This is a genomic window from Nostoc sp. PCC 7107 (assembly GCF_000316625.1).
Taxonomy (GTDB): domain Bacteria; phylum Cyanobacteriota; class Cyanobacteriia; order Cyanobacteriales; family Nostocaceae; genus Nostoc_B.
Map to the genome: position 1 here is coordinate 471,514 of NC_019676.1, position 12,027 is coordinate 483,540.

The window sequence follows — 12,027 nt, forward strand, 5'->3', positions numbered from 1 at the left end:
AATTATTTTTTTAAAAATATCACTTTCACTGTAGAAAGTGCCATCAGTCCTGCTGCTTGAGTTTTTCTACTTTCTGCTTAAGCTTTTCAAAATTGAACTTATCTTTTTTAGGCAATTTGTGACCCGGAGTATCAATATGTCTGAGGTGCATAGTCCGGCAATTGTATATATTTCTCCTACGGAGTTGGTAGTTCATCCGAAGCTGATAGAAATATACGGTGAAAATGAGAATCGTCCCGCTTTGGAAAAAAGTATCTCAGAAAAAGGGATTTTGGAATCCTTAAAGGTATCTGCACGCACTGGTGTAAATGTGGTTTTAGCAGGCAAGTGTCGTTTGCAGATAGCCCGCCAGTTGGGAATTTCTGCTGTGAAAGTAGAATTTGTCGAGTCTAGTTCGCCTGAAGAAGATTTGAAATTAGTGCTTGACTTTAATCTCCACCGGGAAGGCGGAAAGACTCATTACCAAAAATTTCACGAAGGGCAGTACTGGGAGAGCGTACTTCGTCCCCAAGCGAAAGAAAGACAACGGGAAAGCGCCCGTCGTTTGAATGAATCGAAGTATTCAAATTTGAACACTTCGATAGATGAGAATAAAACTCAATTAAATAAGGGTAAACCTGTGATTCAGGAGGTTTCAGAGAATCTAAGGATAAGTGTTGGCAGTTATCACAAGGGCAAGAAAGTATTTAAATATATTTCTCAATTAAGGGATCTGCAAAAATATAAGGCAGTTGTTGCACTGGAGGCGGAATTTAACCGAAGTATTGATGCAGCGTACAAGTTCGTTTGCAATCAAGATATCTGTGACCAGGTGATAGACCTGATTGAAGCAGACGAGATAGGTAGTATAAGTGATGGTATCGCTTGGATGCGGAATGGCGATCGCAATCCGTTTCGGCGTTTCCAAATTGGTCAAGTATATCAATTTAAGGAAAGACTGCGGCCAGAGTTGGAAATCGTGGGGCGTGTTATTGGTATAACTAATGAATTTGTTGTGTTTGGATTGAGGAATTTAGTAAATATGAACCTAGAAATTGTGAATCTGCGCCCGCGACAGACTGATGCGGAGTTGCAAGATGAACCATCTGCTGAACAGAGAGCAAGAATTCTTCACTTAATGGAAAAATTTAGGGATGTTTTTCCTGTTCAGGTATCTTTAGCTGAATTATTAAAACTCCCAAATTTAACTGATAAAGAGGAGGTTTTATTGCGGATGTATGAGTCTGACGTATTTGAAAAAACTTGGGAGGACTATAAGAGCCAAATGCAAGCAATGGAAATGTCTACAAATAGAAAAAAGGATAATATTCGTGCTGCATAGGTAGCTGTGAGCAGTTAATCTAGCAGAGAATTTATCCCACAATTTAACGTTACCTAATAGATTGCCTACGTTAGTTATCCCGAACGGCTGTTGGGTACATTCGCCAACACATTTGCAGAAGCCATAGCAGGTGTTAGTAGGATTGATCAACCCAAAGATAACGTAATTTTATTTGACCGTCGCCACCAGCAGAACTGGGAACGTAGTCAACAAGCCCAAAGACGCATCCAGATAGTAGTAACAGCAATAGAGTGGGGTAGTGGGTTACCAGCAGGGGCTACTGAACGGGCAAAAGCTATACGTGCTGAGTATAAACGCCGCTTTAACAAAACTATTTCCCAAGAGACTCTACAAAAGCACTTACATTTGTGGCATCCCACACGCTACATTTTAGACCCTTGGGCAGAAAATAGCTCAAACCCTTATCAATCAAAAGAGAACGGGCAATTTTACGAATTTCAAAGCTCATTTGTAAAACACGATACTCAAAATCCTTGTGGAATAAGTAATTACGTTCATTCCTTTTATATGAAGGTTTTTTGTAAGTGTTTACCTCCTGCTGCTATAGCCCTTCAAGGGCTGGCGTCAGCAGAGGTAGTTGAACAACCCGATGTTTTTCAGCAAGACTCAGCTGTCGTCCAGCCTGCGGAAAATCTTGAATTCATAAATTCTTCCAATACAGCTGAAATTAATTTAAATAAAACCAGCAATCAATTAGAGAATTCAGTTCATACAAGTATTTTACAATCAAATGAATTCAGTTCTGATCAGGATTTTATATACCTCTGTAGCTCCGGCACGTTGTCAAAAGTTGATAATCAAAACTTATCTAATACGAAGGATAACGGGCTGGGTGTAGTTTCGATACCTGCTGCGGTTCCACTAGAACAACCACTCCAAAACGCCAACAATGGCTTGCACGGTGCATCTGTTGGTGACGAGACTGCTGATGATTCCTACCGCATCGAGGAACTCAAGCGAGCGACAAAACTACGGCTAATGGCTTTAACCCAAGCTAAGGCTAAGGTGCGCCAATACTGCGTAATCACGGGACATATTCTCAGCACTCAAGAACGCGATCGCTTAGAGCAACGTGCCAAAATGCAATTCTACCTCGATTCCGGTAACGAAACTTTAATTGCAGAAGCTAAGGACTGGGCGACTGCCAATCCTGGATGTTTACCATTTTCCTTGGAGTTAGAGAGAGAAAAATTTTGGCAAAGATGAGGGACATCAGGCGGTAAGATGTTTGGTATTTTAAACTTTAACTGCACAAAAAGAGGTGATTCAGATTTACAGAAGTTATTATACTTGTGAGTAAAATTTGGTACAAAAATATAGAAGAAAATATGAAAGATATCTTAATGGAAAAACTGTTTAATCAAGCAGTTGAACCAATCTTCCAAGCCAACAATTTAACTAAATATTCAGCACTCAAACAAAGAGAGGATGAATTTAAATCACTGTTTAATATTGAATTAGCAGAATACGTGGACTCGAAAAGAGGATTTAATTTGTCTCTATTTATCCGCGACTTTTTAAGTGAAGATTGCTTGCCGTACAGAGACGCTATTCAGCAAAAATATGGAAAGCGAGCAGCGGATTTGATTGGAGAATTAATTTGTATTTGAAAGCAAAAAAAGTTAGCTGGTAGTTAGAATTTATGATTATACGGCCAGCGTTCCGTGCAACTTTAACACTATGTATTTGTATTTTCTTGACTTAATTGTTGCCCAAACTCAGATATTGAACTTGTAGTTACGGCTTTTTCTAACAATTGATTCAATAACTCAATGTCATATAATTCATTTAGTTTTTCTACTAATTCAGTAGGAACATCTTTAAATCGAATTGTTAGGATTTGAGCAATATATTTCTGGGTAGCTTTTGCTATACCTATGCGTTCTACGCTTGTTATGTATGTCATTTGCTGTTCAGCCTCAAAACGCTCTAATTCGGCTTGAAAATTTAAGTCTAACTCCGGTGGTAGAGTCATTAATCTATCTAGCAACCGGAAGATTTGCTGGATTTTATCTCTACTATAGCCTAACTCATACATTCGTTTAATTAAGCTCAACTTCCATTGCAATCGGCCTGCTAAATCTTGAGTTGTGGCTTGTGTCCGCAGGTGCGCCATCACCAGTACAGCAAAAGGACTATCACTTTGTTCTAATTCTGACCAACGAGATTCATAGTCCAGTAGTTTCACAATGGGAAATTGAAGACTAAGGCGACATCCCCAACGACCATAATTATATTCTTGCGGTCGCCAATTGGCTTGATTATCCCCCAGAATTGCCAAGCTCACAACTTCTTGGTTATAACGGTCAAAGATTCTGTAGTGGTAAGAAAACATCCGGTTAGGGAAGTTGGTATCTACTTGGCTTTGGATTTCGAGATGAATCAGCAACCAAGTTTCCTTTCCATCTTTTAGCCAAACTTTGATTAGCTTATCGACGAATTGTTTACCAATTTCAGATTCTCTCATCAACTGCTGCAATTCTTGATCGAGAAAATTATAGCCTCGTTTCCAGTCAATTTCTGCTTGAATCTCTGGAAAAAAGAATGCCAGAAACGCCTCAAAGTATTGTTCTACTCCTTCCTTCCAAGCACCATCATAATCTGCTCTTACTTCACTCATAGATTATTTCAAATCAAAATATCATAATGCCTTTTTTGAAAGTCAAGTTACTTTAAACGACATAAAATTTATGACTAATTTACATATCAACAAATGTTGTTTTAATATGGAATTTTGTTGCTTGGCTTTTTAATCGATAGGTTACATACTCAAAGTAGTTTATTCAAAATAAATTAGGAAAATTTTATTGAGCAATATAGTTGCTGATTTACCTATTGCATTAATTTAATTTATGAATTTTTTGTTTACAAATTAAAAATTTAGATTGACATTAACCTAACACAACAAAGTTTAGTTACTTTGTAAACAATATTATGACCCGAAAAAATAAAGAACAACAAGCCATGTCAAATAATACTTCCTCCAATACTAATGGTAAACCTCAAAAGCGACTGATAATTATAACAGGTGATAAAGGTGGCGTGGGTAAAAGTACCTTTACACGAGCAATATTTCAACTTTACATTAATAAAAATCTACCCTGTGTTGCTTATGAGGCTGACTTAAGGAATCCTCAGATAGAAAGGTATTTTCAAAAAGATTACCGCCCTATAATACGTTATATTGATATTTTTCATAGAGGTGGTGCTGACGATTTATTAATTAATCTAGATGAGAGTGATTGTCCTATCACATTATTAGACTTACCTGCACAATCTGGAGGTTTCTTTGAAAGTTATGTCAAAGAGCTTGCATTTTTTGAAGTTTTAAAAACTGAAATTAATTGTCGAGTGACAATGGTTTCAGTCATTAGTAGAGTTCTTGACTCTATCAATGTTTTAGAAAAACTTCGTGAACTTTGTAAAGACCAAGTAGATTATACTGTTGTCAAAAATCTGTTTCATGGTGAAGAAGAAAAGTTTGAGCGATATAATGACTCTTCTCTACGTCAAAATATGCTTGCAGAAGGTCTAATAGAACTTGTAATGCCAGATTTATTCTACAAGTCTTATGACTTTCTTGACCGCCATGCTTTAACCTTTAATGAAGGTCAGACTCATAGAGAGACAAATATTGTAATTAAGTCAAGAATTAAATCTTGGCTTGCTGAGTTTGAAGCGCAAATTAAGCCAGCATTTAATTTATTGGGTTTTGATATACAACCAGATGACTGTTACTACCCAGCAGTTGTGGAAAAATCTAAAGAGCTTAGAGAAAACGAAGAAAAAGAAAAAGCTAAAAACCAAGATACAAATTTACCATCTGAAGATATAGCTGCTTAATTGAATAGGTTGCTTGGTTTTTATGTTTGGAAAGCGTTTTGTAATTACATCGGGTGATGCTCGTGTGGGTAAGTCCACAGTTTCTAGGCTATTGCTGGAATTGTACTTGAAAAGTAAATGCAATGCGCGTGTTTTCTACCACGGTTATCGTAACAAGCTATCGATGTATAAATCAAAATGTTTTGAAATAAACCATTTGGGATTGTCTAGGGGCGATTCGGATAAATTATTACTGGACTTAGAAATGTTTCCAAATATTGATGTAGTTTTGACAGATATGCCAGGTCAAAATCATCAAGAGTTCAAGCTTTTTGATAAAGATGTTTCACTGATAGAAAATCTTAACCATCTCGGATATCGTGTTACTTTCTTGCACCCGATATCACATCGTAAAGACTGTGTTGAAGATTATCTTGAGGATTTATACCAGCATTTTGGTAGTCAAGTTGACTATATTGTTATCAAAAATTATTACTTTGGCAAGCAATTTCGATACTATGAAGGTAGTAGATTCCAAGCTAATATTAAAAAATTAAATGGCTTGGAGCTAGTTTTGGGCGGGTTGCATAACGACTTTTACCAGTTGCTTGAGGATACTGGTTTACCCTATGCTCAACTTATTGAAACTGACTCTCCTCTTAATACTATTCAGCGTTCGATAGTATTCAACTGGATGGAGAATTTTAAAAATTCTGTTGTTTCTAGTGTGATTGCTTCTAATTATTTAGGGCTAAGTAAAAACTGTACAGAACTAGCTTCTGTAGGTACAAATCAACAAAATCCTTCCGATTTTGATGTAAATGAAGATATTGAATCTGAAGAATGGTAAGTATTAGCTTTACCAAATTGACAGTGAGGTTTTAAATTAACTATTTAAACAACCTATGACCAATATTGCAAAAGTTGTTGAAAAAGTTATTGCAGAATATTCTGAAGAAAAGAAAGCAGAGGTCACTGATTGGATACTTAAATTGGGTGTTCGACCTGATGACCCCTTGTTTAATCTATATGCCGAACTAGGTACAACCCAATTTGCGTTGCAGCAACTACCTGGTAGGCTTGACTCGCTTGTGGTGGGTTGGGCTGACATGGTGGACGATAAGTTAAATAGTGCTTCTAAGGTGGCAATACAACAACAAAAAAGTGCGATCACCCAAGCCGCTAAGGATTTAATTAAGATGACTAAGCAAGCTGGTGGGGCATTGCCTCTCTTGGGTGTAAGTAATTGGCGATTGGCACAAGTAGCGGGAGTGTTGGGTTTTGTACTGGCTTTGGGATCTGTAATTGGTGTTTTTACATACAAAACTATTGCTGAAAGTGTGACTTTTCAGCAGGCGGCTTCTGGAACTGTTATTTTACAACCCGAAGATAAAAAGCTTCTGGATTGGGCAAAATCTAATGAAGGTAAGGTAGCACGTAGTATTTATGTTAGAAACGCTGCCATCATTAAAACTTGCCGTCAGCAGAAGAAGTATTCAGGTGGCTGCATAATTGCAGTTGATTAATTTTCTAGGCAACCCAGCCTTTGTATCCCTTATTACTTGTTTTAGCTGTATCCTTTTGACTATTTTGGTTGGTTTTGACTTTGGTGTGGGTTTCTTGAGTAACTTCTTCTTCGATTTTCATGTCTGCAAAGCTGAGGATTCCCAGGCGGATAGCTTCGCGGATAGCGTTTAATCTATCTTTGACTCCTAACTTGATAAATGAATTATGTAAATATGACCTGACTGTACCTTCGGAAACATACATGACATTGGCAATTTCATTATTTTTCATGCCACCAGCCGCTAATTTAAGAACTGTAATTTCTTTATTAGAGAAATCACTTAACAAATCTAGTGAATTTCTATCGGCTGTGTCATTTGACCTCAGATTATCAATCAGAATGCGATTAATAGTTGGGTCAATCCATGATTCATTATTGTATGCAGCCATTACTGCTTCAATGAATCTTTCTCCTACTTCTTCTCTGGCATTATTTTTACAGTAGTAGCAGTCTGCGCCATGACTAATTGCTGCGTTAATGGTATCTCGGCTGCTATTTGCAGTCATAACCACTATTTTAATTGACGTGTGTTTGCATTTAATTAAACTTATGACATCAGTGCCATTGATATCAGGTAAATCAATATTTATCACCACGATATCTGGCTTTTGTTGGTCAACAATTTCTATTCCTTCTTTTCCGGTTTTAGCAAGGCCACATACCTGGATTTTACCAGTTTCAGATAATATCGTCGCCGCACCGACCCTAGATATGTTCTCATTTTCAATGATGACAACATTAATAGGTTTCATATTACATACTGTTTGGTTTAGTATTGTCCCTGATAATAATACTTATAGCACTTACTTTTTACTGTTTCTTAATCTTTACAGTTACTATAAATTAATCAGCTTATTTAAAAACTTTATTTTTAAATTTAAAAAATTTACAAAGTGATGGGATGGTTTATGTAGTTTTCATTAAGCAATCTATTGGCTAGGCAATTTTATTGATCGGTTTTAGTTTTAATAGTATTTATCAAATTTAGGGAGTAATAAACGTTTTTTATGAATGTCAATAACCTTTTAGGATGGATAGAAAATATTGTTGTTTGGTCTTTAATAGGAATGCTATGTTTGGTCGGGTTAGGTAGATTACCTATTAACCCGACGAGTTTGTTTGATTTTACTGCGTCTTTTTACTATTTTTCTGTTGCGGTTATTATTTGCCCCAAAACTCCCTTAAGTTTTAATAACAAGCTAGTTTTGGGGTTTATAGCTTTTTTGCTAGCGTGGCAAAACTTACTAGAGAAGACGACTCTCTAAATTAGCCAAGTAACCCTTGGGGTCTCTGCGAAATCGATATTGTTCAATTCTGGCTTTGTGGTGTTTTTGCAATTGAGAGCGTAATTCGAGCCAAGTATGAATATCAACTTGTGCTAAATCAGATGCGGTAAAAGAATGAAGCTTAGTAGCGATGTCTACGACGGGCTACGCCTACGCACAGGCAAGTTTGACAGAACCACGAATAACGAGGGATGAGGGGGCAACCTTACGAGCAGTACAACGACGTTGATAATGACGTAGCATACCAAAAGCATTTTCTAAGTCATTATTAGTTCGGGGAAAATCTTCAATTTCGTAACAATGAAAAAGTCCAGACCAGTAGTTATGGGTAGTTTTTATAAAGTTATCGATTGCGGTATTGAGTGTACCAGCTTTCTGTTTTTGTTGGGACATTTCTCTTAATAGTTCCTGATAACTTTGTTTAACTCCAGCAGCATCAAGACCTATTTTATTATTGAGAATATTACTAGCCTTATCAACCCATTGATATGCAACTATAACAGGTGAAAATAAAGATGCAGTCGCAGATAAACCTTTAGCTATCAGGTGTTTTAGGTTGACTAAAGGTGGTGGTAAAGCACTTTTTTTCCATCCGTTCTAAGCTTTGTTCTATCAAAGTCAAATTTTCTTGTAACTTTAATCCAGATGCTTCTAACGGTGGATGACCATCATTGGTTATAGAACTACGTACTGCCGAGCAATAATCTTCAATAATGTTTGCCAAATCCTTATCTTCATTGGTAACACTACGTTCAATGTCTCGTAATCCTCTTAACTTTTTTCTTTAATTCCTTTTTTGCATGTCGATCCGCCTCATATATGGGAATAATAGCTTCCTTCAGGTAATGATAATGACATAAACCATGAGCAATACTAGGTAATGCTAACCTAACAGCTTTTGCGAATTGATTGTTGTCCATCACTAACAACGCCATCAATTGGTACATTTAGGGTATTAGTTACTTCTAATAATAACGCCACTAAATCTTCGTTTCTTGATGATAATAAGGTTTTAGCAAGTATTATTTCTCCTGATAAGCAATCTCGAATTACCCATAATACTTCATGTCCAATTTCTGGCTGCATTCCATCAATAGCTAATATCACCCGTCCTTGATTAGCCACTATTGCTTTTAACCTTTTATGATCTTTTAGCCATAAAGAAAGTAATTCGTCATATCTGTCAATTAGGTGCGTAACCGTTCGTTGACTTATACATATACCCTTTAATTCGAGGTGAGTGTGTATTTGGGGAACACTTCTATGTTCCTGGTAGCGTAATGCTCCTATATAAGCAATCACATCCAAACCAAATTCGTTCTGTGGTAGAGCGAGTGACCCTTCTCGCTCTGGTCGATATGCTTTTTTATACCGCATACATGACTTATTTTGACATCGACGAATTTTTAGCTGTAGTTCTACTACCCCATTTAATGTTCTTATATGTCGAGGATTATTGTATTCATTCCACATTGCTTCCCCGCACGAGGGGCATTTTTTTTGAACACAATCGAGTACTTCAAACGATGTTGCCTCTGGTTTTAAACTTTTTCTTGCCAAGTTTTTGCACCATTATTTCGCTACAAGGTCAAGATTACAGGATTTCCGCTCTTCTCTAGTAAGTTTTGCCACGCTAGGTTTAGAGCAAGCTTATCTGACAATGTGGGAGATTTACGCATCTGGTCAACCAGCAAGAGCGATCGCAATTAATGGGTAATCGCTCCTATATCGTCGTCAAAAACGCATAGATGAGTCAGCAGCTTCCCGTTCGCTGTCAGGCATTCCCCCAGAGTAGGACACGAAGAGAAAGTGACGAGATTGTACATTTAGCCAGGATAAACTCGTCCTTTCCATGCACCACCGAGCCGTTGCCAATGGTGGATAGCTGAATCTATTGTCATTAAAGTGTAGAGAAAGGCGATCGCGTTTGTTATTATGTAATTACAGTATGTATATACATATCATTTATGAGTAATTCCTACAATATTCGGAGTACTAAAATTGGTAACAGTGCAGGATTTAGGCTACCATCTGAGTTTTATCGGGAGCATCCTCAATTTGCCAATGCAGATGGTTGGATAGAGGTACTATCACCAGATACGGCTATTTTGCGGATTGTGCCTGAATCGGCTGAAGAAGAGGAGGACTCAGTATTAATGCAGCTGTTTCTTGATTTTGCCATGACAGAAGCATTAAAAAATAATAAATTACAACTTTATACAACTGAAATGTCAGAAGCCGCTCGTCAACTGATTGCAGATGTAGGATTAGACGATGATTCATTAGAAGATGGCGAAGTTTATTAGTAATGACTGGGAAATTTATTTTCACCCACAGTTATTTGGATCTCAATATCAAGAGTTATTTGAACGTGTTTCTCAGTTGCAACAGCAATTACCAGAACCTGAATATAAAACCCATACAACAGTAAAGTTATTTGCAGCAATTAATCTGGTAATCGAAACTAAGATTCCTAACGATCCCTTTGCTAGTTATTTTGCTTTAACAGGAGCATTAAAACGTTACGGAAGGGTAAAAAAGATAGGTTTACCCGAAAGGTATCGGTTATTTTTTCGGGCTTTTGATACAGAACAGTTAAAGGCAATTGTTATTTTGTGGTTAGGATTTCCGCGTAAAGCAGGAGCAAAAGATGACTGTTACCAAGTATTTACTGAGATGATTGAACAAGGGAAATTTCCCGATAGTTTGGATGAGTTGATAACGGAAGACTAGTACAGCAGTGAAGTCAAAAGTCAAAAAGCTTATATGGCAGGATGTTTATTTACGCTGTGGTGTACTAGCAAAATATGTTTCACCCCGGATACACTCGTCCTTTCCACGCACCACCGCGTCCTTGCCAATGGCGGATAGCTGAATCTATTGTCATTAAAGTGTAGAGAAAGGCGATCGCAGGTAAACTAAAAGCTAATAAAGGTGAACAGTGATAAAACCGCAGAATCGGAAAGTAGGCTAATGCCATTAATAACCATGTAGCTAAACCTATCAGCGCAATTATCCAATTACCTAAAATTACACCAATAATCACACCCAAAGGCGGCATCAAGTAAATCAAGGTCATAGCCACCACTGTTCCCAGTAGTAACACAGGTGAATAATTTAATTGAGTATAAGCAGTCCGCGCCACCATACCCCAAATTGTTTCTAGGGAATTGTAAGGACGCAAACTGCGAGTTAAGCTACTCAACCCTAACCATATACGTCCTTGAGTTGATTTCACGGCCTTAGCTAAAGAACAATCATCAATTAAAGCTTGGCGAATACTGGAAATACCGCCGATTCGTTCTAAGGCTGTGCGCCGAATTAAAATACTCCCGCCAGCCGCCGCCGCCGTGGGATTTTGGGGATGATTCACCCAGCGGAAAGGATAGAGTTTTTGGAAGAAGAAGACGAAGGCGGGAATTAACAATTTTTCCCAAGGACTATCACAGCGCAACCGCACCATCACAGAAACCAAGTCTAAATTTTCTTGTTCAGCTTTGGCAACAAGTCGCCGTAGATTATTGACATCATGTTCAATATCTGCATCGGTAAGTAAAAAATAATCAGGGGCGAGTGTTTTTGCTTGTTGAATACCTTGTTCAACAGCCCAGAGTTTACCAGACCACCCAACAGGTAAGGGTTCACCAGAGATAATTTGCAATTGCTGGGGTTTAGCTACAGCGTGGGCGACTCCTTCCGCACAGCCAAATGTGCCATCAGTACTGCGATCATCTACTAAAAATATATTCAAAGTATCATCATAATTTTGTAGTAAGAGCGATCGCAAACTAATAGGCAAAACATCCGCTTCATTCCGGGCGGGAATCACCGCACACACTTTTGGTAAAGATTTTAGCTGAGGAGTTGTGAGTTCTAACTGCTGGTCTAAGCGCCAAAACTGTCCCCGTAAACTCAGTAATCCTAACCAAATTATTAAGGATAAGACCATCAACCCTAGTACAATTGCCACCATAACCTCTTGCAAATTCTCAGTGTCTCAGACAGAATAC

General features: G+C 37.7%; 11 protein-coding genes and 1 pseudogene. 8 read left to right on the plus strand and 4 right to left on the minus strand.

The features are described from left to right. Window positions 1–136: 136 nt before the first annotated feature. The 3 genes from NOS7107_RS02015 to NOS7107_RS02025 all read left to right on the plus strand — a co-directional run bounded on the left by NOS7107_RS02015 (window position 137) and on the right by NOS7107_RS02025 (window position 2,952). Window positions 137–1,321, plus strand: coding sequence for a hypothetical protein (locus NOS7107_RS02015; protein ID WP_015111320.1), 1,185 nt, complete (start codon window positions 137–139; stop codon window positions 1,319–1,321). Between the two features lie 90 nt (window positions 1,322–1,411). After that, window positions 1,412–2,548 carry a hypothetical protein gene (locus tag NOS7107_RS02020; protein ID WP_253274499.1) on the plus strand — a complete coding sequence of 379 codons (1,137 nt, stop codon included), beginning with the start codon at window positions 1,412–1,414 and terminating at the stop codon, window positions 2,546–2,548. 86 nt (window positions 2,549–2,634) lie between these two features. Then, window positions 2,635–2,952: a hypothetical protein gene (locus NOS7107_RS02025; protein ID WP_253274500.1), complete on the plus strand. Its 318-nt coding sequence runs from the start codon at window positions 2,635–2,637 to the stop codon at window positions 2,950–2,952. 68 nt (window positions 2,953–3,020) lie between these two features. On the opposite strand, the gene NOS7107_RS02030 is transcribed toward NOS7107_RS02025, so the two are convergent. Further along, window positions 3,021–3,962 carry an Rpn family recombination-promoting nuclease/putative transposase gene (locus NOS7107_RS02030; RefSeq protein ID WP_015111322.1) on the minus strand — a complete coding sequence of 314 codons (942 nt, stop codon included), beginning with the start codon at window positions 3,960–3,962 and terminating at the stop codon, window positions 3,021–3,023. A gap of 314 nt (window positions 3,963–4,276) precedes the next feature. Here NOS7107_RS02030 and NOS7107_RS02035 point away from each other — a divergent pair, with 314 nt between their 5' ends. From NOS7107_RS02035 to NOS7107_RS02045, 3 genes are read left to right on the plus strand one after another with little or no spacing between them, the layout of a single operon-like run. Continuing rightward, a complete protein-coding gene (locus tag NOS7107_RS02035; RefSeq protein WP_015111323.1) occupies window positions 4,277–5,185 on the plus strand; it encodes a hypothetical protein in 909 nt (302 codons plus the stop codon). 22 nt (window positions 5,186–5,207) lie between these two features. After that, the gene (locus NOS7107_RS02040; protein ID WP_015111324.1) at window positions 5,208–6,014 is read left to right on the plus strand and encodes a hypothetical protein; all 807 of its coding nucleotides are present in this window, start codon (window positions 5,208–5,210) and stop codon (window positions 6,012–6,014) included. A gap of 55 nt (window positions 6,015–6,069) precedes the next feature. Beyond that, window positions 6,070–6,690, plus strand: a complete 621-nt coding sequence (locus NOS7107_RS02045; protein ID WP_015111325.1) for a DUF6753 family protein — start codon at window positions 6,070–6,072, stop codon at window positions 6,688–6,690. 4 nt (window positions 6,691–6,694) lie between these two features. On the opposite strand, the gene NOS7107_RS02050 is transcribed toward NOS7107_RS02045, so the two are convergent. Together NOS7107_RS02050 and NOS7107_RS27530 are read right to left on the minus strand one after the other, a co-directional pair. Further along, window positions 6,695–7,483, minus strand: coding sequence for a response regulator transcription factor (locus NOS7107_RS02050; protein WP_015111326.1), 789 nt, complete (start codon window positions 7,481–7,483; stop codon window positions 6,695–6,697). A 492-nt stretch (window positions 7,484–7,975) separates the two neighbouring features. Next, window positions 7,976–9,490, minus strand: a pseudogene (locus tag NOS7107_RS27530) (ISNCY family transposase). Between the two features lie 494 nt (window positions 9,491–9,984). Between NOS7107_RS27530 and NOS7107_RS02075 the strand changes: the two are divergent. Then, window positions 9,985–10,323 (plus strand): hypothetical protein, encoded by a 339-nt coding sequence (locus NOS7107_RS02075; RefSeq protein WP_015111328.1) that lies wholly within the window; start codon window positions 9,985–9,987, stop codon window positions 10,321–10,323. After that, complete coding sequence (locus NOS7107_RS02080) at window positions 10,307–10,750, plus strand: type II toxin-antitoxin system YhaV family toxin (protein ID WP_015111329.1); 444 nt, start codon at window positions 10,307–10,309, stop codon at window positions 10,748–10,750. The genes NOS7107_RS02075 and NOS7107_RS02080 overlap by 17 nt, the downstream gene beginning before the upstream one ends. Before the next feature lie 79 nt (window positions 10,751–10,829). On the opposite strand, the gene NOS7107_RS02085 is transcribed toward NOS7107_RS02080, so the two are convergent. Next, on the minus strand, window positions 10,830–11,990 hold the full coding sequence (locus tag NOS7107_RS02085; RefSeq protein ID WP_015111330.1) for a glycosyltransferase: 1,161 nt from the start codon (window positions 11,988–11,990) through the stop codon (window positions 10,830–10,832). Between the last annotated feature and the right edge of the window lie 37 nt (window positions 11,991–12,027).